Here is a 21,681-nt window from a genome sequence, read left to right on the forward strand (position 1 = left end):
GAGGTAGCCTTCAAGTATCCGAGACCGACGCTGCCAGCGTACATGACGCCTATAGAGCCCCAGGTAGGTAAGTTCTACAACTCGCCTGTCGCTCTGGGATCTGGAGCTGGTGCAGTGCTAACGGTGCCCATCGCTGCGTTGGGTGCGAAGCTAAACACGTGGACATACAGATGGATGGCCGCGTGGAGCAAGTGGGATTAAACTCCCCTTTTCTTTCCTTTTTCTTATTTTTCCAAGACCCAGCGCAAGCCATACCGACAGGTTTATCATCGACAATAGCCTAACCCATTGGCATGGCGGAGACGCAGGTATACATGTATGCGGTGACGATAGGCGTGATGATCTTCCTGACAGGCATACTGTTCGGCACCAGGGCCAGAAGGCCTCACGGCTCGCAGGCCACTCAGGTAGGATCAAGCTAGCGGAACCAGCTCGCGCATTTGCCTTGTCTGGCGCCAGCGTGTGGTGAGAGTATTCTACATCATTATTATATAGCTCTTTAACGGTTCAAGTCCCATGTTCAGGGCAGTGGCCGTCGCGCTGGCAGGCATCCTCCTGCTTTTTGCGGCAGGTGTAGCGGTCCCTGCAAGCGCCCAGACGCACAGCCACGGGCACGGCCATGACGACCACCAGGGCATACCATACATGATGATGGCAAGCGGCACCGCCACACACATCAAGGACAGGACCGCCTCGGACTCCTCGGTTGACATACACATGCTGACCACCAAGGCCAACGACAACGCTGTCAGCTTCAAGGTTGTAGAGGGCGAGCTCAAGGTGGGTGATAAGACCTATTCCATAGTCGGAGGCAAGGCAAACCTCGCCGTCAAATCAGGGAGGCTCGGGATAACTATGACGCTCAAAGACGACGCGGGCAAGAGCCAGCTCTTAAGGATAACTTCCGTGCTGGCCGATCCACTGCCGCACGACGGCGACGACCCGGCGTCTGTCAACTTTAAAGTCGCCAAGGCACTGCGCTTCTGGAAGCTTGACATGAGAGGCGAGGTCGCCATGTCGGAGCCAGAGTCAAGCGGCTGATTTTTGGAAAACAGTGGGGTCGGCCGGATTCGAACCAGCGACCTCCAGCGCCCAAGGCTGGCATCCTGCCAAGCTAGACAACGACCCCCTTAGACTTGGCGCGGGGCCGGCGCAATTTTAACCTAGTGTATGAACTGCAGGCGGGTCTTTTGCTTGTGCAGCGTGCCGGTTATGGGTATCTGCTGTCCGCATGTCTTGCAGCGGTTGTGCGTGTCGAGGTTCCACGCGTCGATGGTAAAGCCGTACCGGCCGACGACCACGCTGTTGCAGCCGGGACAATAGGTATCTTCAAGCGGGTGACCCGGCACGTTTCCCAGGTATGCGTATGTGAGGCCCTCCTTCTTGGCTACCTCATAATGCTTTTCAAGCGTCTCGACAGGCGTGGGCCCAAACTCCATCATCTTGTAGTCGGGGTGGAAGCGCAGGAAATGAATAGGCGTGTCAGGGCCGAGCTCGTCGTGCACGAACCTGCACAGCTTTTTCGCCTGCTCCAAGTCGTCGCCCACCTGCGGCACGATAAGGTCGGTTATCTCCACGTGGATCTTTTTCTTTTTTATTTCGCGAAGCGTCGAAAATATCGGGTCGGCGCTTGGTATCCCTATGTAGCGCCGGACAAACTCTGTCTTGCCCGAGCCTTTAAAGTCGACTGTGATGCAGTCGAGGAACCTGCCCATCTCGTTTACAGACTCGGGCGTGTCGTAGCCGTTTGACACGAAGATATTGAATATGCCGCGCTTGTGCGCCTCGATGCCGCAATCGCGGGCAAACTCGATGAATATCGAGGGCTCGTTGTAGGTGTAGGCGATTCCCTGCGCGCCGTACCTCTGCGCGGTCTGGACCACCTGCTCGGGCGTCATCTCTGCGCCCTCGACCTTGCGCCTCTGCGAAATGTCATAGTTCTGGCAATACTTGCAGAGCCAGTTGCAGCCAGTCGTCGCTATCGAAAATATCCCCGAGCCGGGCTGGTAGTGCGTGACAGGCTTTTTTTCAATCGGGTCGACGTGGCCTGCTATCACCCTGCCATAAACGAACAGGCGCAGCTTGTTATTGACGACGCCCCGGACGCCGCAGAGTCCTATCTTGCCTTCAGGAATCTCGCAATAACGGGCGCAGGCAGTGCACTTTACCCTGCCGTTTGGCAGCGCGATTCCAAGCTCTGCATCCTTTCCGGGTACCTCTGTCTGCACCGGGAGTAATTCGCGTTATAATCTTATAAACCCACATTCTATCGCGCCGTTTTGGCATCTGGTCAGGTGTAGCAATGATACAGAAGACGGATGTGCAATGCAGATAAGCGCAGCCCGCCAGAAAAAGGCGTGCTATACAAGGCTCCCCTGTTTGCAGCCCTCATTGTTATTTCGCTTTCCGCCGGCGCCGCAAATTCTGCGTCGGGTTTTTCCACCGATGACAAGATCAACCTGAGCAACAGCCCGGGCCCGAAATCAGGAAAGGATATCGTAGCTGCAGGCGGCGACGCCTATGCGACGTGGTTTGAGCGGAGCACAGGCGAGATAATGATCAAAAAGATAACGCGCAGTCAGGTCACAGACATTGCGGCGCCCGAGTCTGGCTCAAATCCGCGGCTTGCTGCCGATGGAAAAAGGGTGTTCCTTTTCTACGACGGCACTGATGGCAAGACGCACTTCAAGGTCATAAATGCCGGCAGGCACTTTGGCGACGAAGTGGCGATGGGCGTAACTGCAGGCGCAAGCATTGCCATACAGGATGGCATCATGTATGCAGTGTATCCCGTTGGAGAGGGCAAGATGCAGTTTGCAAAGAGCACAGACGTGGGCAGGACGTTTCGCAACGTGACTGTGATTGAAGACAGCGACATAGAGGTGCACTATCCTGATGTCAAGTATTCTGGCGGCCAGAGGATTCTGGTTGACGGCAAGAACGTCTACCTTCTCTGGGTGGAGGGAGCCTATCCGCCGTCTATATGCGACTGTCCGTACCTCTACAGGTACCAGCACGTGCTCTTTGCCAAGAGCGGCGATGGAGGCGCGACGTTTGGCCCGACAGTCATCCTCAGCCAGGGGATCGGTGGCTACTTTGGAGACCCGCAGATATCCGCGTACAGGAACCACGTGTACGCCGTCTGGCACGTGGAAAGAGGACTGCCTTACTTCACCCTCAACACATACACAGCAGTCAGCGACGACAGGGGAGACTCGTTTAGTGTGATCCGCGAGGCAGAAGGTAACCAGTCGTTTGATTCAGACGTTGCGGCATCAAGGACCGGCGCGTACCTGGTGCTTGCAAACTATACGTCGGGAAATACCGAAATCCTGACAAGAGACAAGAATGGCATCGAGTTTGAAAAGGCAGCCACCGCAGGCACGGCGAACTGGACAAACGACCCCCAGATTGCCGTTGAGAGGAGGCACGTTTACGTCCTGTGGGAAGAGGGAGACGACGGATCAGGGTACGCAAACGACGTGTTTTTCAGGTCCTACAAGTTGAGGGACTTGGGCTAACCAGGGCGCAATCTTGGTGTGCTCAGGCGGCCTTGCCTATCCTGTCAACCGCCATCAAGAGCCCGTGCAAAAGCGCCTCCGGCCTCGGCGGGCACCCCGGTATGTACACGTCCACTGGAACCACTTTGTCTATCCCGCCCGTGGTCGCGCAGGTGTCTCCGAATATCCCGCCGCTGCACCCGCACGCGCCCACCGCGACAACAATCTTTGGGTCCGGCGTCGCCTCGTACGTCCTTTTCAGCGCCACTTCCATGTTCCTTGACGCAGGGCCCGTGACAAGCAGCACGTCTGCGTGCCTGGGCGACGCGACGAAATGTATGCCGAACCTTTCTATGTCGTATACCGGGTTGTTGAGCGCGGTTATCTCTACTTCGCAGCCGTTACACGAGCCGGCGTCAACTTCGCGTACCGCAAGCGACCTTCCAAGGATCTTGCCTATCTTCTCCTTCAGCTCCTTTCCCACCGCCTCGTACGACTTGTCGGCCTCGGAGCCAGAGGATTCAACAAGGTCCCCTCTTGTCTTTGCAGGCGGCGCATACTTGCTCCCAATCTTGAAAATGTCAGGAGCTGCCTCTCCGCACCTTCCGCACAGGATGCACTTGCCCATGTCAAGCGTTATCTGCTCCTTTGCCATCCCGATTGCGCGCGACGCGCAGGCCTCCTCCACTTGCCAGTATTTTTCAGGCAAAATTGGCACACTTGCAAGCGACACGTTCCCGCGGTAGTTTGGCGGCGCGCGGTCGCCTTTGAGCGGATCCCGCAGGGTTTCAACGCTGTTGCCCAAGATGTCTCTTTTGTCTTCTGCCATCAAAGATCATTCCCCGAATAAGAGAGATCCAGGCTCTTGTTCACTATCGGAAAATCGGGCACTATGTCGCTCAAAACTGCCTGCTCTATCGCCGGCCAGTTCACAAACGACGCGGTCCTTACTTTGTAGCGGAAAAGCGAGTCGCGGTTTTCCCCTATCATCACCCAGTGCATAGTCTGACCCCTGTGCGACTCGGCGTAACCCAGGGCGTGGCGGTAAGGCTCTAGCCGGTCCCGGACATCAGGAACGACGAGCTCGCCGTCGTGAAGGTTGTTTATTATTCTGACTATGATTCCTGCAGAGTTGACAACCTCTTCTGCCCTCACGTCAAAGCGGGACAGCGCGTCGCCCCTCCTCTTTTGCATCTCGACTTCGTACTCCATCAGGTGCTGTGGCGTGTCGTGGTGCTTGTCGATGTCAAGTTCCCCGTAGATGCCGTAGGGGTGATCGCGCCTCGTGTCGTCGTCTATGCCTGCGCACCTTGCGGCAACTCCTACCAGCGCTAGGTCGCCGGCCACCTTCCTTGCTATCGAACCCGTGTTCCTCAGCCTGTCCACGACTGACGACTTGTTTCTCAGCAGCGAAACCACGCGGTTGAAGTCTTCAAGCACAGAACTTGTGGTGTCCATTACCAGCTTTTCCTTGCCTTTCAGGTCTATCCCTACGCCGCCTATCCTGTTTACGCCAAACAGCAGCCTGCTTCCTGCCACCTGCTCGTTTAGCCGCATCATCCTTTCTTTTAGGATGTTCAGCCTGGCCGCGCCGTATGAAAACGCGACGTCAGTCACCATGCCTGCGAGAGTCCCCAGGTGGTTGTAGATGCGCTCCATCTCTGCACAGACGGCCCTTGTCTGGAGCGCCCTGCGCGGGACCTCCGCCCTTGCCGCCTTTTCAATTGCCTGACAGTATGCTGTCGAGTTTGCCACAGCCTCGTCGCCGGAAATCCGTTCGCTCAGGAGCAGGACCTTGTCAAGGTTCATCGTCTCTGCAAGTTTCTCTATACCCTTGTGCGTGTAGAAAAGGCGCGTCTCGAGGTTGACGATGTTCTCGCCCAGGACGCTGAACCGAAAGTGCCCCGGCTCTATTATGCCGGCGTGCACCGGCCCTACAGGTATCTCGCACACGCCTTCCCCTTCGACTTTTCCAAACGGGTATTCGCGCCCTTCCACCCTGCCGACCTTTGTGCGCCCGTCAAAGTCCTTCCTGAGCGGGTGCACGTCGCCGGGCCAGTGCTCGTGTAGCACAAGCGGCCTTGTGTCCGGGTTGCCTTCAGGCACAAGTCCGAACATGTCCTTTATCTCCCTCTCGAATAGCGCGGCCGCAGGTATGCGCAGCGCCACGCTTGGAAACGACTGCTCTGCTGCGTCGATATTCACAGTCACGAAAATAAAGACATCCTCGCCGTTTTCCTTGCCAAAGACGTACCTTACCACAAAGCCGCGGCCCTGCTGGCACTCGTCTGTGCATATCACCGTGGCAAGTTTTGTCTTCAGCTCGTCGCTTACAAAGTGGCACGCGTCCGGCGCATCCTCCTTGCCGGCAAGCGTGACGTGGATCTCGTTGCCGTTGAGCGTACGGACGGACCGTGCTTTTCTGCCCAGCTTGCGCAGGACTGCCGCCCTGTATTTTACGGCGCCGGCGTGCTCGACGTCGCCTGACATCATTAGCCCGAGGCGCCTCCCTCGACTGGACTTACCGCAACAGAACCCTGACCAAAGATCTGCGCGACGTCGCCGGCAAGCTCCTGCAGCGGCTGCGGGACGTAAAAGCCGAGCACCACCACAAGGCCTGCCAGTATCACCATGGGCACTACTGCAAGCCTGCCTTCGTCCTCCTTTGCCATACCTGCAGGAAGTCTCTTGCCGGGCTCCTTGGGGCTGCCAAAGACCATCCGCACCAGGTGCCTCATAAAGCCCGCAAATATCACCACCAGAAACGCCATGACAAGCGCGCTTGGGAGGAACTGGCCGCTCCCAAAGCCCGAGCTCAGTATCAGAAACTCGCTGACAAAGATGTTGAAAGGCGGCATGCCCACTATCGCAAGGCCCCCTATCAAAAAGAGCGCGCCGGTGACCGGCATGGACTTGATTATGCCCCTGATCTCAGACATGGCCTTTGTCTCGTACTTGTGGCTTATCGAGCCGCTTGCAAAGAACATGAGCGGCTTGGCTATCGCGTGGTTTATGATGTGCAATAGCGCGCCGTAGATGCCGAAAAACCCGCCAAAGCCCACCGCCACTGCGACTATGCCCATGTGCTCGACGCTTGAATACGCCAGCATGCGCTTCATGTCCTTCTGGAAGTATATCGACGCAGCCGCTATCCCGACTGATACGACGCCCAGAAGCATCAATAGCTGGCTTGAAAATTCGGCTCCCAAGGTGCCGGAGGTTATTATGTGGAACCTCAATATGCCATAGATGGAGCAGTTGAGGAGCACGCCGGACAGGAGCGCGCTGACAGGAGTAGGTGCCTCGCTGTGTGCGTCGGGGAGCCAGGTGTGCATCGGCGCAAGGCCGGCCTTTGTGCCAAGGCCCACCAGGACAAAGACGAACGCGACCTTGATGATGTTTGGGTCAAGCAACTTGGAGTTTGCTACCATGCCGGTCCAGTTCATGGCAGACTCGGGGTCTGCGCCTGCCGTGACGTTTGCATAGTAGAAAAAGACAGTGCCAAAGAGCGCAAACGACAGGCCGACTGTCGCGATTATCAGGTACTTCCATGCGGCTTCAATGGCGCTCTCTTTTGTGTAGAGCATTATCAAAAGCACGGATACAAGCGTCGTGGCCTCTATTGCAACCCACATGGTCCCCATGTTGTTTGACACAGGCACAAACAGCATAGTGAGGAGAAAGATGTTGAATCCCTGGTAGTACCTGATTATGCGCCTGTCGTCTATCAGGTCGTGCTCGTACTGCCTTCCCATGTAGCTTATCGAATAAAGCGACGAGATGAAGCCGACTCCTGCAATCGGCAAAAGGACGACTGCGCCAAAGGAGTCGAGGTAGAACAGCTCGCCAAACGCAGAGATCCGCTTTTCTGAAATGACCGCCCCTATCAGGGCGACTGCAAGCACGAGCATCAGTGACGCAGACGCGGCGGTAGCCACCTCTGCGGCCCTTTTTTTGCGCGAGACCGTGACTGCGACGGCGCCTGCAACGGGCGCTAGGAGCATAGAGAGCAAGAGCGCGCTTGACACCGTGGGAAGCGCCGCCGCGTCGGCAAGGGCGGTCAGCATCTCAGTCATCTCTCAGCTTCTCCAGGCTTCCGATGTCAAGCGTGTCAAACGTCTGGCTTATCCGGAAAAGCAGTATCGCCGAGATGACGACGCCCACTAGAATGTCTGCAAATATCCCTATCTCGATTACCAGCGAGACGCCGTGCGTGAGCGCGGTGGTGAAGAGGAATAGCCCGTTCTCTATTATGAGGAGCCCGACCACCTGGTTGAGCGCCATCCTCCTGCTCACGATGACAAACAGCCCTATGAAAAAGAGCGAGACTGAGACCGGCAGGCACGTCATCGCAACGACGTCAAGGCTGGACGATGAAAGCATCTGCTGCGTCAGGGCGTACGAGAGCGCGACCAGCAGCGCAGATATCAGGACCGAAAGCCGGAGGCCGACGTACGGGTTTGCCTCTATCTTGAACTCGTCTTTTATTTTCCTCGTGACCCTGACAAGCACCCTCGGTATGACGACTGCCTTTATCACAAGCGTGAGCGCGGCTGCGACGTAGATCTCCCATACGCCCGTGTAATACGCAATGACTGCAGTGACGCCGGCAAGGACAATGGTCTGGTACCTGTAGGCGCTCAGCCAGTCTGCAAACCCGCGCCTTACAACCACGCCGAACGTGGCTATCAGGAGCCCTGCCGACGAGATGGTCAGTATGTCTGCGGGAAGTATCTCGAGCCCCGTCATAGGTAGTAAAAGATCACTCCTATCATCGAGCTTGCGATTGCCATCACGAGCAGGTCAGGCACCCGGAACAGCCTCCACTTGGCGACCCGGGTTTCCACGAAGGCGACCAGCGCGGCTACAAGCGCCACCTTTGCCACAAACGCCCCGGCGCCGGCAGCGACCTGCCAGCCGGCGTCAAGGCTTGGAGGCATTCCGGCGGGGAAGAACAGGTTGACAAGAAGCGCAAGCAGTATCAGCTGCTTTATTGACTGCGACCACTGGACAAGCGCCAGGCTCTTGCCAGAATATTCAAGCACCATGGCTTCGTGGATCATGGTAAGTTCCAGGTGCGTCGCCGGGTTGTCAAACGGGACCTTTCCGGTCTCTGCCAGTATGACTATGAAAAAGGCTATCAGCGCAAAGAGCATGCTTGGCACCGCTACAAAGCCGGCCGACTGCGCGGCCGCCCCCACCAGGCTTGAGAGGTTCGTTCCGCCAAGCGTGAGCGACACGACAAAAATAGTCATGAACATCGCCGGCTCTGCAAGGGCAGACATCATCATCTCCCTGCTTGTCCCGAGGCCGCCAAACGCGCTTGCGACGTCAAGACCGGCAAGCATCGTGAAAAAGCGCGCAAGGCCAAAGAGGCCGAGCACCACCAGCACGTCGCCCACGGCGCCAAAGGGGCTGAGCGGCAATAAAGCAGGCACGAACAGCGCCGCGGTGACGGTTGCCACCATCATCACCCACGGCGCCGCGCGGAACACCCAGGAGCTCTGGTCCGATACGACCTCGTCCTTTTTCAGGAGCTTGGCAAGGTCGTAATAAGGCTGGAGCACGCTTGCGCCCACCCTCTTTTGCGTCCTTGCCTTCACCTTTCTCATGACGCCCGTCAAAAACGGGGCAAGCGCCACTATTCCTGCTGCCTGCACGACGCCTATTGCAACCGTCGCAACGTCGGCCATCAGGGCATCACCCTCGCCAGAAGGAGCAACAGCGCAAGCGCAATCATGACGTAGAGCAGGTAGGCGTTGACTTTGCCGGTCTGAATCCTGCGCACCCTGTCAAAGAATCCGACCGCGGTCTTGACTGCAGGTGCGTAGAGCCTGTCTTCAAAGACATCCTTGGTTTCCGACTCGACGCGCATTGATTTTTTCATGTATGGGTTGGAGTCAGAATAGCGGTCCTTGCTGATTGTCATCCGCGGCTTGTAAAGCGCCCTGAACACAGTCCGGATGGGCTGCGAGAGCGAGGATGCAGTATATTCCATCCGCTCGTTCAGCTCTCCAAACCCGCAGTCCCAGGTGCTGTATATCTTCCTCGCAGTCTTTCTCGAGCCGGAAGCAAGCACAAAGCCGGCGATGGCTGCGCCTGCTGCTCCCATCATCACTGCCACAGCAGGCATCGACATGCTGCTAATGGACTCTATGCCGCTGACGCTGTAAGGCACGGTCAATACGTTAAAGGAAGCGACGCTTTCGTCAAGTCCAAACGAGGAGGCTATCATGCCGGTCGCCGCAAAAGGCAGGATTCCAAAGACTATGCACAGGCCGGCTGCCACGCTCATTCCTGCTATCATCGTTTTTGGCACCTCCTTTGCGTGCTCGGCCTCCTTTGAGCGGGGCCTTGAGAGGAAGGTGGCGCCAAACATCCTGACAAATGTAGCAAGCGCGATGCCGGCGGTGAGCGCAAAGGCGATGCTTGCAAAGCTGATGGACACCTGCAGCGCGACGTTTGGCACCTGGTACGACGACAAGAGCGCCTGCATCGTGAGCCACTCGCTTGCAAAGCCGTTGAGCGGCGGAAGGCCGGATATTGCAATGGCGCCTATCAGGAAAAGGAGCGCGGTCCAGGGCATCTTTTTTGCAAGCCCGCCCAGCTGCTCCATGTTCTTTGTGTGCGTGCCAAAGAGCACCGAGCCGGCGCCCATGAAAAGCAGGCTCTTGAAAGCGGCGTGGTTGAGCGAGTGGTACATGCTTGCCAACAAAGCAACAGCGGCTAGCGCCTGCAGGCCAAACGAGAGGAACACCACCGAGAGGCCCAGGCCGAGTATGACTATCCCGATGTTCTCTATGCTGCTAAACGCAAGCGCGCGCTTGATGTCCTTCTCTATTGCGGCGTAAAGCACGCCAATGAGCGCCGACGCAGAGCCTGCGACGACCATCAGCATGCCCCACCATGCAGAGTCAGGCGAGCTTGGGGCCGCAAAGTCAAGCGTGACCCGTGCAAGGCCATAGATTGCAGTCTTTATCATGACAGCAGACATCAGCGCGGACACGTTGCTTGGAGCCGACGGGTGAGCCTGCGGGAGCCACACGTGCATCGGCACGAGGCCCGCCTTTGTGCCAAACCCGACAAGAGCAAGGACAAACACGATGTCCCTGATGTACGCAGGCATGGGCGACCCGGGGCTTCTGAACGAGTCAAACGACAGGCTCCCTGTCTGGAAGTACATGGCAAGAAACGAGCCGAGTATGAACGCGGTCCCAAGGTGCGTCATCACGATGTAGGTCATGCCAGCCCTGATGCTGCCCTCGCTTTCGTGCTCGTATATCACCAGGAAGAACGAGGCAAGCGACATGGCCTCCCAGAAAACAAGGAACGAGAACACGTTGTCAGAGGCAACGACAAGTATCATTGATAGCACAAAGAGGTTGAACAAAAAGCCAAGCGCCCTTATGCTGCGCTTTTCATGGTACTCGCTGCTGTAGCCTATCGAGTATATCGACACGGCAAGGGTCACAAGTCCTATTATGAGCATGAAAAACGCCGACATGCCGTCGATGTAAAACTGGAATTCTATTTCAGTCGCGGCTGCTGCAAAGGGCAGGGGCATTTCAAGCGCCGTGCCTGAAACTGCTATAGACGCGGCAAGTGCAATCGTCAGGACAGAGCCGGCGGCTCCTGGCGCAAACGAAGCGACGCTTGCTTTTCTGCTATTCCTGAAGGCAAGCGGCACAAGCGCGCCTGCGATGAACGCAAGAATAACCAAATAGAATAGGACCGAGTGGCCATCTCCAATAATCATAGTTTCGACACTTTTTTCCTTGGGTAGATGCACTCGAGCTGCCTTTCAGTTGCAGCAGCGGGACATCTTGGCTGTCCGCTTTTAAGCATTGGGGTAGAGATTACGCAATTTTGCAGAATTTCCAGATTTTCAGATTTTCGAAAAACTTAAAAACAGAAAAGGACCTGCAGACGCTGTTGCAGTCATCCAAGGCACGGAACATCAGGACGTACCTGACGCACTTTCCCGTAAAATCGTACTTTGAAGCAGACATCCTGTCAAAAGAGACCACTTGGCGCATCATGGACTACATCAGGCAGGCAGGCTCCCAGGGCATAACTGCGGAGGACATAATCAAAAAGGAAAAGATCCCAGCAAGCGTCGTTTATGCAACGTTGAAGGAGCTTTACCGGCTAGAGTTTGTCTTTCTCTACCCCAGAGAAAAGAAGGCAAGGGGGGAGCGCATGAAGAGGTTTGTCTGCGAGAGGAGCACATGGGGCAAATATGGTATCGACGAGGAGTTTGACGCCGCGCTCAGGGTGAGCGGACTTTTAGACAGCATCACGGAGGAGATGCGCGTGCCGGTGATGAAGGCGCTGAAGGTGGCATACGAGCAGTTCAGTACGAAAAAGGAGCTCCAAAAGTTCCTGCCCACCAAGCAGACGAACATCTGCCCCAACTGCCAGAGGAGCCACGAGGCGATGGAATTTTTCTACGCGACCCTGCTCCGCAGCATCGACCTGATGATAACAGAGTCAGACGAGTTCAAAAAGTTCCTGGTGGACATAAAGTACGCAAGCGACTGACCACGCAGGATCAATCTTTTCCGTAGACTTGCTTGTGGTCGCCCGCAGCATGCAATATTATTGTCCTGTTCTTACGGTCAATTGTGTATAACAATCTGAAGGAACCTGTGACATTGTAGGCGTAACACCTCAGACCCGATCCACGCTTGAAGGTTCCTAAGGCGGCAGGGTCTTTGCTTTCCGCCAGTTCAGATATTGCCCTTGCAAATAATTCATACCTTGGAGAATCTTTGAGCTTTCTTAACTGCCGCTTTGCGGTATCTGAAACTAGTATCGCCCAGATCAAAGTGTGTCGTTCTTGATTGCTTCCAAAAGTTCCTGTACGCTTGAATACTTCCTATACTTTTCTTCGGCGATGTCTTTTTCGCTCTGGCGCACTATGCGAGACTCGCTTGGAGTTAGCCTGCGTTTGTCTGAAATGACAGCCTTACGAGTCACAGTCTTGTGATTCCTATCAGAATTACGTGAGACCTTCTTTGCGTGCTTCGCCTGCAATACACTACCATCTTGCAGCTTCCACTATAAAAACGAGCTCGACAAGTCCTTACGCGACTGCCCGCAATTCCACTTCGCTTGACTTGCCTGAAATTTCAGTCGGCTCGGTATAGTCGTGCCTGCCCCAAGACACGCGTATGTCTGCTGACAGCCTGTGCGCGCCAGATGCCAGATCCTTTCCAGATAACTCTATCACCTTGTTCACGTCAAACAGGAGCGACTGCGCCTCTTCGACTGTGAGCGGGTAGTAAGGCGTCTCGTCCTTGACTATTGACACCCATACCCTGTACGGGATTTTCGGGTTGCGCGTCCAGAAAAGCGCCGCCTTTCTGACAAACTTGAGCGGCATTATCGTCTTGCGGCCCGACTTGAGGTCAACTTCAATTGTCATGCGGAAGCCGTTGTCGTGCTTGTTGTAGGCCTTTTCCCAGTTTTTCTGGACAAAGGCGTCCCTTATCGCACCCTCTATCTTGAAGCTGAGGTTGAGCGTAAGAGGCTGGTCCGGCCTGACCGTGTCCTGGGATTTCTCCAAGGTCGCGCCGGAGATGTAAGACGACAATTTCCCTTATGGTTTCCCTTTGCAAGAAGCATTAAACCTTTCTTTTTGCGACCAGCAAAGCAAATTAGACAAACCTGCATAATCATGCCATGAGTAGCCAGGATTCTGCAGAGATCAAGGTCCAGATCAATTCAATAAGTGTGGTCTACAAGCCACAGCACCTGACTTCTTCTTTCAATTACATGAGCCCAAACCCGCCGGTGCCAAAGCCGCCAGAGATAGACCCAAGCCACGTGCACTTGCATGTGGTACCTCTTGTTGACGAGCTTCGAGATTGCGTGGGCGGCAGCATCCTGATAAGAAAGGATGACGTGCGACGCCTCAACCTCATGGTCGGCGACACTGTAACGCTAAAGATAACCAAGTCGTAGGCGCGCAGCAGAGGCTTCATGCGTCCTTGCGGAAAACTTCAGGGCATCATTTATATCCTCAATAAGTAGTTGTCTTTTCGCCGTCATGCTTGCAGAGATTACCGATTTCAAGGATAACGAACTCGAGCTCAGGATATCAGAAGAGGACATCTCTGTCCTCTACATCGTGCAGCACGAGCTCTTGAAGGAAAAGAGCGTCGACTTTGCAGGAGTCATGCTCCAGCACCCGCTCACCAAGGACTTTAAGATGCGCGTCGTGACAAAGAGAAAGAGCCCGGTCGAAGTCATCCAGGACGCTTCTGCAGCCGCTGTCGATTATTCAAAGGAACTTTCAGGCACGATTAAAGCGGCCCTCAAATAGCGGAGGTTTTGCCTTGCGGTTCTGTCCTGATTGCGGAGCACGTTTGAGGCCCAAGCCCGGCGAGACCATCGTCTGCCCCAAGTGCGGCAAGAAGGTCAAGGGCGGCGACAGCACAAAAAAGGAAGAAGTGGTCAAGCAGGTCACAGGCAGCGCCGCGTCGCTCAAGGTCATGGAAGAAAACGAGGGCGAGGCATTGCCGACGATTGCCATGTCCTGCCCGTCGTGCGGCCACGGCGAGGCAGTGTGGTGGATGCTGCAGACAAGGTCGGCAGACGAGGCAACTACGCAGTTTTTCAGGTGCACCAAGTGCAACCACACCTGGCGCAACTATTCCTAGAACAACAGCGATACCAAGTCGCCAAAAAGTATTGAAACAACAAAGCCGGCAAGCAGGAACACCAGAAACGGTATGCCCGGCGTCACCCAGACATCCTTTCTTGACTCATAGTCTGCAGTCTCGGCATTTCTAAAACCGAAATCAAACTTCCGTTGCGAGCCTCTGCCCTCTATCGGGAACGCAAAGCGCGGGTTTGTCGCCCTGTAGCCTATCAAGAACGCGACCGCCTTTTTTGACGCGCTCTCCTGCTCAAACCCGACAAAGAGTCCGCGCCTCAGCGAGGAGAGGTTCCTTGCGACGTTTGCTGCTATCTGCAATGCTGATATCAAGAGCGCGTTTGTGAAAACCGTGAGCGGGAACAACAGGCCCGGCTCGCCTGCCTGCATGTACCTGCCCGTGTATTCAGGGACAAGCAATGCAAGGACGACGACTCCGATGGCGTCTGCCCCGCCAAAAAGGCCTGTCCTGTAAGCAGCAAACGACACGCCTGCAACCATGCCAAGTCCCAGAATCATCATGGGGAGCTCTTCTGCTGCAGGGACGTCGAGCGCGAACAGGATTGCCGCCGCTGCTCCAAAAACTATCCAGAGCCAGTCGCTAACTGACCGGCTCCGGAGGTCCCATGCCGAGGCCAGCGAAAGCATGGCAAGAGCCAGCAGTATGCGCACCTCTTCGGGCCCAAGCACGCAACAAGTCGCCCGAAATCGGTGTTATAGGTTAGTACGTGAGGGGGGCACACTTGCCGGGGTTGTATGTAGTACCTCTATACTTGCAAAGACTCTAGTCCACCGCCCTTAGTAGATTTAAATGATGAGCGGTCTAGCTAACGAGACGTTTGCACAGGCAATAGACAGGATATTCAAGTCTAACGAAAACATCGCCTACATGGCAGTCGTGGACGATGAAATAAAGGTGATAGCGCATAAGGGGTTCCTGGACCTGCACCCTTCCAAGATGGAGAAGCTCCACATCCAGGCTGCCATGCTCGTGAAAATGTGCTCGCTCTGGACCGAAGACTTTGGCAGGCTGAACTTTGCCGGCGCAAACTTTCTGGACAAGTACGAGATACTTGCAATCCCGCTTTCAAAGAGGCTGCAGGCAGTCGCGGTGCTCTCGCACGCGACTGAAGAGAACCTCAGGGCTCTGACAGTGAGCATAGCAGAGCAGTTCAAGTCGCTCAGGTAATTTTCCTGCTGCGGCGTCTATCCATCTTTTGCCCTTGACGCGTATGCAGGTCGCTGCTCCATCCTCCTATCTTTAAATAGCCTTGTGGAGAAGTAAATGGCATGACCACTGAAGAAACGATAAATGAAGAATCGAGCCTGTCAGTGGAACAGCTGGAGAAAATAAGGGCCAGACATCCAGACCTCGCGGAGGCCCTAGCCCAGGACGATCCATCGTTAATCAGGTCAGACTGACAACATTTTTGTCCAGATATCCTTCCACTTCATGAAAGATAGTCTTGTCCCCGGGGAACTTGAAAACCGTCTTGACCAATAGACCATAAATCTCCTTTTTTTCCTTTAGTGATTTGTCTTTGAGGTCAAAGCCATTGTTGTTAAGATAGCCTATCGTTGCATCCAATGCAGTTTCTTTATTGCCTTCAGAGAACGGCTGGTCAAAACAGATACCTGCCATTAAAGTTGCAGCCTTTTTGACTATCCTAGTTCTCCTATTTGGAATGTCGTTGAACCTATCCATGCGGACAACGATATTTTCGATTACATGATAGTCAACGTCAAAACTCTCCCCTGCTCTCCACGATCTTCTTGTTGTACTCTATCATCGCTTCGATGTCTTTTCGTGTGAGTGACTCTTTGCGGATAAGTGCCTACCCATCTTGTGGATTAATTACTTTTTCAATAAAGTCAAATGCCAGGTACGTTTCCGGGGCTCAGAAACACTGACGGCGTGATGTTGAACTCCAGCGTCATGACGGCTGCGCCCATCGATATTGCGACAAGCATGATGGCGTACTTGAAGCCGGCCACAAACGAGCCGGTCGATATCTTGCCTATCAGAAACCCCGTCAGCCAGGACTGTGCGGCTATGCCTATCGCAAACACTTTCGCCGAGTCCTCCTGGCTTTCTACAGCCGACGGGTCGCCGCCGGGCATTATAGTCTGGCTCACCTCGACAAAGGTCTGCGAGACCATTAGAGTAGTCACGGACATGAGCGCGGTCACCATGAACGCTATGAGGAAGTAGGGCTTGAGCATGCTCTTTTTCTCGTTCTCGATGTTGTACGCGGCCTCGCTTGACTTGGCGAGTATGTCAAGCGACGCGGTGTAGCCTCCGCCGCTCTCGATGGCCTCTATCAGTATCCTGAAGTGGATGAGCGCCATGCGCGACTTTACGCCTGCCGCAAGGTTCTCGTAGATCTTGCGAAGGGGCACTCCCCACTCTAGCTGGTTTGAAAACGACCTGACCACCGTGTGGAACTCGTGGTCCCGCAGCCTGTCTGAAGCGTATATTATGGATTTTTCCGGCGAAAGGCCTGCTTTTCGCGATTCTGCTATGTCGCGCAGGTACGACGGCAGTTCTGCCTCCATCCCCTTCATGTTGCGCTCCGAGCTGAGCGTCTTGTACGCAGGCCACACAGACGCGCCGATGAGAAAGAGCGGGAAGGCATAGACTGGGTCCAGTATCCCTTCGAGCATGCCCGTCAGGTGTATGAGCACAAACGCAAGGATGGCGGCGCCGGAAAACATCGCGCCCCTGAGGAGCACCTCCCTCGAGCCGACAAGGGAGGAAGACACGGTCTTGTCAAGCGCAAACAGGATTGCTATCGATATAACCGGCAGGATGACAAACACGATGAGGTAGGAAAACACGGGCGAGTCCATGGATATCGGAATCAGATCGCCTGCAGGAAGCGATGAAAGCGCCGCAACTACAACGTACAGGCTCAGACCTATCACCTGCATTATCATGTAGGCATCTACAAGCCCGCCTATCTTGGCAATAGACTGCCTTGCTATTGCGACTTCAAACTCGAAAATAGATTGCATCTTGCTCTGAAGAAAATCCGCAATGTCGCCACCGTTTCGCACCGTTGACACATATCCTAAAAGCAGGTCGCGGTACTGCCTTGACTTTGTGCCGTTGGCCCGCTTTTCCATGGCGCTGAGAGGGTCCTCACCGAGTATGTGCACCATGTTGACAATCTTGCGCGCCTCTATCATGACGTTTGGCAGGAGCTTGTACCTCGCAAGTTTCATGAAACTCCCAAACGGGCTGATGCCGCTAGCAGCCATTATGCTCACAAGCGTCACCACGAACGGGAGCTCGCGGTCAAGCCTTGACGCAAAGCCCGGCTGCTCTTTTGGCTTTTTTGCCTCCTTTGACTTGAAGAGCGGCATCAAGTGCTCTTCACCTTCTCCATCAGCCTCTGCGGCTCCTGGTTGAACATGCCTATCACCTTGCTTATGCTGCGGTAGTCGCGGATCCCCCTGCTCAAAAGCCAGCTCAATATCTCCTTGCGGCGCGCAAGGTCGTCGTAGACGTCGTTTATGTCGACACCGGTGTCAATAGCTATCTTGGGCAGGTGCTTGCTCTTTAGCAGGTTGTCGTGGTAGCCGTCGTACTCGGGGTCCCACTCGAACACGCTGTTGAGGCTGTTGTGCGACAGGACCTCGGTCACTTCGGTAACGCGCCTTCCCATCATGTTTGTCTGCCTGCCGCTCACAGGCTCGGTCCGCAGCTTGACGCGCTTTACTGTGATTACGCAGTTCATGAGCGGAACGTAGGCAGGCGGTATGTCCATCGGCTTTTGCTGGAGCCTCCTGACTGCGGCTTCAGAGTCGTCGGCGTGCATGGTGGCAATGCCTCCGTGGCCGGTCGCCACCGCTTGGAACAGCACGTACGCCTCTTCACCGCGTATCTCGCCCACCAGGATGTAGTCGGGCCTGTGCCGCATTCCTGACTTTAGCAGGTCAAAGAGCCCTATCTCACCCTGGCTCTCGAGCCCGAAACTTGCCCTTGAGACAAGGCTGAACCAGTTGGTGTGCGGGATGTTTATCTCGGCGACGTCTTCGACTGAAAAGATCTTGTAGGACGGGTTTATCAGGCCGGTGACGGCGTTAAGTATAGTCGTCTTGCCGCCGCCTGTAGAGCCTATGACCATGAGCGATTTCTTGTTGTCAAGCATCAGCCAGGCGTATGCTGCCATGTCAAGGTCAAGCGTGTCTGAATTTATCAGGTCGACGACTGTTATCGGGTCTTCGCGGAACTTGCGTATGGTAAACGACGAGCCCATCGTCGTGACCTCTTTCTTGTATAATGCTGCAAGGCGGTGGTTGCCGGGCAATGACGCGTCAACAATCGGGTGCGCCGCGCTGATGTGCTTGCCTGCCCTGTGCACCATCTTCATTACAAAGCTGTCAAGCGCCTCCTCGTCGTGGAACGAGACGTTGGTGCCAAGCCCCTCGAACTGGCGGTGGTACACGAAGATGGGCTTGCCAGGACCTCCGCACGTGATGTCCTCTATGAACGGGTCGTGGAACAGCGGGTCGATGATGCCGAATCCAAGCACGTCGCGCCTTAGGAAATATTTCACTTTTTCAAGCGCGATTGGCTGGTAGTCGCCGCTGAAGTGCTCGGACAAAAGTTTTGACACTTCTCCTACAAAGCTCGTTTCAATATTGTCAAGAAGGCGCGGCGAGTCTATCTTTTTCTCCAAAAGATCCTTGATGCTTGCGTAGACCTTGCGCTCTTCTTCGTTCATTGCCAGCTCGTCTATTGCATAGAGCATGTCCGAGTACTCGTCGCTCTGCATGATAGTCGCGTAGCAGAACGGCGGGACCAGCGCGTAGCGAAGCACGCTCTTGTAGCCTTCGGGCAGGTTCGGCTGCTTGCCTGTAGCGACAGAGTCGAGGTATTTTGCGACCCTGTCTAGTTGCACATTTAGGCCCGAGTCGAACATCGGCTCCTTGAAGGCCTCGATAAAGTCGTCTTCTTTTTGATTGTCAGGTTTCTTGTCGGATTTAATCTTCAGTTTAATGTTCATGTCGGTTCAAAAAAAGAAAAAGAGAGGTATCGTCAGCCTTATTGGTTGACGACGGACACTGTTTGCACTGCTGTTGCCTGTCCTGCCTTTATCTGGAGTGTGAAGAACTTTCCAGAGTCGATTGGAGTGATGTTACCAGCTTGGTTCAGGTAGACTATTGCTGCCTCACCTTGGTTCAGAGAGATGGTTCCGCCGAGCATCACTTCGTCGCCTACAACGTCGTCATCGACATCTACGTTTGCTTCAGTATAGTCCGCGCTCAGCTCTCTCTGGATATCATCTATCTGTATGTTCTTGAAGTAGTACCAGTCAGTGGTAGGTACCGAAACACCTCGCAGGCTTATTGAGGTGATAGTCACTGCCTTGCTACCTGTGTTTTGGACCACGAATGCAGTAGTAGCCGTTTCGCCTACGGCACCTGCAGGGTTCACCCACGAATGTACGTTTGACATTTCGATTGCTTCTGCCTGTGTGTTGGTCTGGAACAGTGAACCCCCGAAGAAAATGACGCCTGCGCCCAGCACGACTGATGCGATCAGGACGATCAGGGTGGTGATGACTGTACCAATACCCCTTCGCTTCTGAACTTTGTTGAAGTTCATGCGCTGACATAACTAACCTGTCGATAATAGAACTGCGATGTGCTATAGAGCTACACTCTATAAGAAAAGTGGTTGTCAAAGCAGATTACATACAAACCAACATAATGCAAGTTTGCCCTCTTGTCTGCATGGAAGACGCCCGGGTAGTGTCTCAGCACGAGAAAAAAGACGAGCTCTTTGAAAAGATAGACAGCCTTGTGGACCAGACCCTGCAGATCTATGAATTAAACTCCAAGGAAGGCGCCATCATCAGGTCTATCGACTCTTCGATTTCGATGCTGCTCAACACTCTTAGAACATCATTGCCCTTGTCTCCGGAAATATTTCACAGCGAGCTCCCGGGGATAAAGAGCGCTGTCCTGAACAACAGCGGCGAAATAATCATCATGCAGGCAAGCGGCAACATCGTCACCAAAAAGTTCAGCGAGCTCCAGACGGCGCAGGTGATGGAAATAGTCAGGGAAATCGTGCCAAAGCTGAGCGAAAGTGCAGATGCGATGAAAGCCTCTGCAACCGAAGAGATTGCGCTCCTCAAAAAGGTAGCCAAGCAGTTCCAGCGAGTAAAGACACCGCCGCAGGCAGAGCGCCAAAGTCGCGAGATTGAGTAAAAATGTCAGTTTCTACGCAGGTCATGTTTTTCGACAACCTGGGAGCGCTGGAAGCACACCTCCAGTGGCTCCTTGGCAGCTGCAAGAAAAGCTCTGAAAAATGCAGGGAAGCGCTTGGCAACCTTTTGCGCGAAAGGCAGGGCCAGAAGGAAGAGGAGCAGTGGTCGCAGCAGATCTCGCAGGCACTTTCCGGCAACCCTGCCGGTCCTGCTGAAAAGGACGCCAAGGAGAAAAAGGGTGGGATGTTTGGCAGCAAGCAAAAAGGCAGCATGCTTGGCGACAAGCCAAAGAAGGAAAAGGGCTCCATGTTTGGAGGAGGCAAGCCCAAGGCGCAGACTGACTGGGTGTCCTTTGATCCGTTTGCAGTCTTTGTCGGCCAGGAGTCAAAGGGGATGGCCGAGCTCTACTTTGAGGCGATAAACAGCCTCGACGAGAGCGCAAAAAGGATAGAGCTTGCACTTGCCACGCTTGCTACGCTCAAGGGCAAGGCGGCAGCCGCTGGCAACGTGTCGGCAGTCGTGTCTTTCATAAACGGTGTGCCTGCAAAGGTGATGTTAAAGCCTGCGCAGGAAGGAAGGTCAAAGAAAAAGAAGATAGAATACAGTTTCAGCGTCCCTGTGGCAAGGCCGGCGCTCCCACGGGTGCTGCCGCTGTAGCTGGCTTTTCTGCGCTTTCTGCCGGCTTTTCTTCAACGACTGGCTCGGACTTTTCTTCTTCAGCCGGCTTGTCAGCAGTCTTGCGCTTTGCCTTCTGCACTGGACGGCGCGCCGCCAAAGGCTTTGCCTCGCCGTTGCCGTTGCCGTCGGCGACCTTTGCCCCGGGCTCTTCCTGCTCTGCCGCAAGGCCTTTCACCGACTCTGCCCCAAGCGTGGTCGACTGCGGGTAGGACGACGAGGTGAGGCCGGCTAGCATGAACACGGCAGGGTACACCCTTTGATAGATGGCGTCAAGTATCCTCGGCAGGCGCGACTCGCCCCCTTTGGCGACTTCCATCATGCCGTCAAAATCTGCAGGGCTTCCAGTCACGGCGCAGGTTCCGCGAAACTCGTAGGTCACCAATGATTTTGGCTCGCTGAGCGTTAGCAGGAAAGAAAGCACAAGCCTGTTGTCCTTTCTTGACTCCTCGTCTATTTTCGCTGATACCTGGAACGCGCCGGGCGCCACCGGGCCCGCGTTCTTGTCCTGCGCCTTTCTTGACGCAAAGACGCTTTCAAGGGATACTTCCATCTGCGTGGTTACTTGCGATAGCACAGGTGTCTGTATCTGTAAAGGCGCAAAAGCAGTCGCGTGTCATTGCGA

At 54.9% G+C, this 21,681-nt stretch carries 27 protein-coding genes, 1 tRNA gene and 1 pseudogene; 12 read left to right on the plus strand and 17 right to left on the minus strand.

The annotated features are described in order from the left end of the window. The 3 genes and pseudogenes from HXY31_RS08715 to HXY31_RS08725 all read left to right on the plus strand — a co-directional run. Positions 1 to 201, plus strand: a pseudogene (locus tag HXY31_RS08715) (ammonia monooxygenase); the annotation flags it as partial. A gap of 92 nt (positions 202 to 293) precedes the next feature. Next, positions 294 to 422 (plus strand): hypothetical protein, encoded by a 129-nt coding sequence (locus tag HXY31_RS08720; RefSeq protein ID WP_292642061.1) that lies wholly within the window; start codon positions 294 to 296, stop codon positions 420 to 422. Positions 423 to 516: 94 nt separating this feature from the next. Continuing rightward, complete coding sequence (locus tag HXY31_RS08725; protein WP_292642064.1) at positions 517 to 1,041, plus strand: hypothetical protein; 525 nt, start codon at positions 517 to 519, stop codon at positions 1,039 to 1,041. 14 nt (positions 1,042 to 1,055) lie between these two features. On the opposite strand, the gene HXY31_RS08730 is transcribed toward HXY31_RS08725, so the two are convergent. Continuing rightward, a tRNA-Pro gene (locus HXY31_RS08730) sits at positions 1,056 to 1,129 on the minus strand. Between the two features lie 34 nt (positions 1,130 to 1,163). Next, on the minus strand, positions 1,164 to 2,228 hold the full coding sequence (amrS, locus tag HXY31_RS08735; protein ID WP_292642067.1) for an AmmeMemoRadiSam system radical SAM enzyme: 1,065 nt from the start codon (positions 2,226 to 2,228) through the stop codon (positions 1,164 to 1,166). 129 nt (positions 2,229 to 2,357) lie between these two features. Here amrS and HXY31_RS08740 point away from each other — a divergent pair, with 129 nt between their 5' ends. Next, a complete protein-coding gene (locus HXY31_RS08740) occupies positions 2,358 to 3,521 on the plus strand; it encodes a hypothetical protein (protein ID WP_292642070.1) in 1,164 nt (387 codons plus the stop codon). 22 nt (positions 3,522 to 3,543) lie between these two features. On the opposite strand, the gene nuoB is transcribed toward HXY31_RS08740, so the two are convergent. The 6 genes from nuoB to hyfB are packed head-to-tail and all read right to left on the minus strand — an operon-like array spanning position 3,544 to position 11,220. Beyond that, entirely contained in the window at positions 3,544 to 4,329 is a 786-nt protein-coding gene (gene nuoB / locus HXY31_RS08745; RefSeq protein WP_292642071.1) for an NADH-quinone oxidoreductase subunit NuoB, read from the minus strand. Continuing rightward, on the minus strand, positions 4,329 to 5,993 hold the full coding sequence (locus HXY31_RS08750; protein ID WP_292642074.1) for an NADH-quinone oxidoreductase subunit C: 1,665 nt from the start codon (positions 5,991 to 5,993) through the stop codon (positions 4,329 to 4,331). Before HXY31_RS08750 ends, nuoB begins: the two co-directional genes overlap by 1 nt. Beyond that, positions 5,993 to 7,576, minus strand: coding sequence for a hydrogenase 4 subunit F (locus tag HXY31_RS08755; RefSeq protein WP_292642077.1), 1,584 nt, complete (start codon positions 7,574 to 7,576; stop codon positions 5,993 to 5,995). The genes HXY31_RS08750 and HXY31_RS08755 overlap by 1 nt, the downstream gene beginning before the upstream one ends. Beyond that, complete coding sequence (locus HXY31_RS08760; protein ID WP_292642079.1) at positions 7,569 to 8,249, minus strand: NADH-quinone oxidoreductase subunit K; 681 nt, start codon at positions 8,247 to 8,249, stop codon at positions 7,569 to 7,571. The genes HXY31_RS08755 and HXY31_RS08760 overlap by 8 nt, the downstream gene beginning before the upstream one ends. Further along, positions 8,246 to 9,193, minus strand: coding sequence for an NADH-quinone oxidoreductase subunit H (locus HXY31_RS08765; RefSeq protein ID WP_292642082.1), 948 nt, complete (start codon positions 9,191 to 9,193; stop codon positions 8,246 to 8,248). The genes HXY31_RS08760 and HXY31_RS08765 overlap by 4 nt, the downstream gene beginning before the upstream one ends. Further along, entirely contained in the window at positions 9,193 to 11,220 is a 2,028-nt protein-coding gene (hyfB, locus tag HXY31_RS08770; RefSeq protein ID WP_292642084.1) for a hydrogenase 4 subunit B, read from the minus strand. The genes HXY31_RS08765 and hyfB overlap by 1 nt, the downstream gene beginning before the upstream one ends. A 212-nt stretch (positions 11,221 to 11,432) precedes the next feature. Between hyfB and HXY31_RS08775 the strand changes: the two genes are divergently transcribed. Further along, a complete protein-coding gene (locus HXY31_RS08775) occupies positions 11,433 to 12,041 on the plus strand; it encodes a hypothetical protein (RefSeq protein WP_292642086.1) in 609 nt (202 codons plus the stop codon). Positions 12,042 to 12,051: 10 nt separating this feature from the next. Here the strand turns inward: HXY31_RS08775 and HXY31_RS08780 are convergent, their stop codons facing one another. The 3 genes from HXY31_RS08780 to HXY31_RS08790 all read right to left on the minus strand — a co-directional run bounded on the left by HXY31_RS08780 (position 12,052) and on the right by HXY31_RS08790 (position 13,095). Continuing rightward, on the minus strand, positions 12,052 to 12,327 hold the full coding sequence (locus HXY31_RS08780) for a type II toxin-antitoxin system RelE/ParE family toxin (protein ID WP_292642089.1): 276 nt from the start codon (positions 12,325 to 12,327) through the stop codon (positions 12,052 to 12,054). Beyond that, positions 12,324 to 12,479: a hypothetical protein gene (locus HXY31_RS08785; protein ID WP_292642091.1), complete on the minus strand. Its 156-nt coding sequence runs from the start codon at positions 12,477 to 12,479 to the stop codon at positions 12,324 to 12,326. Before HXY31_RS08785 ends, HXY31_RS08780 begins: the two co-directional genes overlap by 4 nt. 106 nt (positions 12,480 to 12,585) lie before the next feature. Further along, the gene (locus HXY31_RS08790) at positions 12,586 to 13,095 is read right to left on the minus strand and encodes a hypothetical protein (RefSeq protein ID WP_292642094.1); all 510 of its coding nucleotides are present in this window, start codon (positions 13,093 to 13,095) and stop codon (positions 12,586 to 12,588) included. A gap of 89 nt (positions 13,096 to 13,184) precedes the next feature. Between HXY31_RS08790 and HXY31_RS08795 the strand changes: the two genes are divergently transcribed. From HXY31_RS08795 to HXY31_RS08805, 3 genes are all read left to right on the plus strand, one after another. Beyond that, positions 13,185 to 13,466, plus strand: a complete 282-nt coding sequence (locus HXY31_RS08795) for a hypothetical protein (RefSeq protein ID WP_292642097.1) — start codon at positions 13,185 to 13,187, stop codon at positions 13,464 to 13,466. A gap of 85 nt (positions 13,467 to 13,551) precedes the next feature. Continuing rightward, complete coding sequence (locus HXY31_RS08800) at positions 13,552 to 13,827, plus strand: RpoL/Rpb11 RNA polymerase subunit family protein (protein WP_292642100.1); 276 nt, start codon at positions 13,552 to 13,554, stop codon at positions 13,825 to 13,827. 13 nt (positions 13,828 to 13,840) lie between these two features. After that, positions 13,841 to 14,164, plus strand: a complete 324-nt coding sequence (locus HXY31_RS08805) for a transcription factor S (protein ID WP_292642102.1) — start codon at positions 13,841 to 13,843, stop codon at positions 14,162 to 14,164. On the opposite strand, the gene HXY31_RS08810 is transcribed toward HXY31_RS08805, so the two are convergent. Further along, positions 14,161 to 14,850, minus strand: coding sequence for an A24 family peptidase C-terminal domain-containing protein (locus tag HXY31_RS08810; RefSeq protein ID WP_292642104.1), 690 nt, complete (start codon positions 14,848 to 14,850; stop codon positions 14,161 to 14,163). The two genes, HXY31_RS08805 and HXY31_RS08810, sit on opposite strands and share 4 nt — an antisense overlap. Before the next feature lie 124 nt (positions 14,851 to 14,974). Between HXY31_RS08810 and HXY31_RS08815 the strand changes: the two genes are divergently transcribed. Beyond that, a complete protein-coding gene (locus HXY31_RS08815) occupies positions 14,975 to 15,349 on the plus strand; it encodes a hypothetical protein (protein ID WP_292642106.1) in 375 nt (124 codons plus the stop codon). 101 nt (positions 15,350 to 15,450) lie between these two features. After that, positions 15,451 to 15,582 carry a hypothetical protein gene (locus tag HXY31_RS08820; protein WP_292642109.1) on the plus strand — a complete coding sequence of 44 codons (132 nt, stop codon included), beginning with the start codon at positions 15,451 to 15,453 and terminating at the stop codon, positions 15,580 to 15,582. Here the strand turns inward: HXY31_RS08820 and HXY31_RS08825 are convergent. The 4 genes from HXY31_RS08825 to HXY31_RS08840 all read right to left on the minus strand — a co-directional run bounded on the left by HXY31_RS08825 (position 15,569) and on the right by HXY31_RS08840 (position 19,774). Continuing rightward, complete coding sequence (locus HXY31_RS08825) at positions 15,569 to 15,886, minus strand: Fic family protein (protein ID WP_342816432.1); 318 nt, start codon at positions 15,884 to 15,886, stop codon at positions 15,569 to 15,571. The two genes, HXY31_RS08820 and HXY31_RS08825, sit on opposite strands and share 14 nt — an antisense overlap. Before the next feature lie 146 nt (positions 15,887 to 16,032). Next, entirely contained in the window at positions 16,033 to 17,526 is a 1,494-nt protein-coding gene (locus HXY31_RS08830) for a type II secretion system F family protein (protein ID WP_292642112.1), read from the minus strand. Continuing rightward, positions 17,526 to 19,172 carry a type II/IV secretion system ATPase subunit gene (locus HXY31_RS08835; protein ID WP_292642114.1) on the minus strand — a complete coding sequence of 549 codons (1,647 nt, stop codon included), beginning with the start codon at positions 19,170 to 19,172 and terminating at the stop codon, positions 17,526 to 17,528. The genes HXY31_RS08830 and HXY31_RS08835 overlap by 1 nt, the downstream gene beginning before the upstream one ends. A 38-nt stretch (positions 19,173 to 19,210) precedes the next feature. After that, complete coding sequence (locus HXY31_RS08840) at positions 19,211 to 19,774, minus strand: hypothetical protein (RefSeq protein ID WP_292642117.1); 564 nt, start codon at positions 19,772 to 19,774, stop codon at positions 19,211 to 19,213. Between the two features lie 128 nt (positions 19,775 to 19,902). Between HXY31_RS08840 and HXY31_RS08845 the strand changes: the two genes are divergently transcribed. Together HXY31_RS08845 and HXY31_RS08850 are read left to right on the plus strand one after the other, a co-directional pair. Beyond that, positions 19,903 to 20,382 (plus strand): hypothetical protein, encoded by a 480-nt coding sequence (locus HXY31_RS08845; protein ID WP_292642119.1) that lies wholly within the window; start codon positions 19,903 to 19,905, stop codon positions 20,380 to 20,382. Between the two features lie 2 nt (positions 20,383 to 20,384). Continuing rightward, positions 20,385 to 21,038, plus strand: coding sequence for a hypothetical protein (locus HXY31_RS08850; protein WP_292642120.1), 654 nt, complete (start codon positions 20,385 to 20,387; stop codon positions 21,036 to 21,038). On the opposite strand, the gene HXY31_RS08855 is transcribed toward HXY31_RS08850, so the two are convergent. Then, positions 20,989 to 21,609 (minus strand): hypothetical protein, encoded by a 621-nt coding sequence (locus HXY31_RS08855; protein ID WP_292642122.1) that lies wholly within the window; start codon positions 21,607 to 21,609, stop codon positions 20,989 to 20,991. The two genes, HXY31_RS08850 and HXY31_RS08855, sit on opposite strands and share 50 nt — an antisense overlap. Positions 21,610 to 21,681 lie beyond the last annotated feature (72 nt).

The sequence above is a fragment of the Nitrososphaera sp. genome (assembly GCF_013388945.1).
Classification (GTDB): domain Archaea; phylum Thermoproteota; class Nitrososphaeria; order Nitrososphaerales; family Nitrososphaeraceae; genus Nitrososphaera.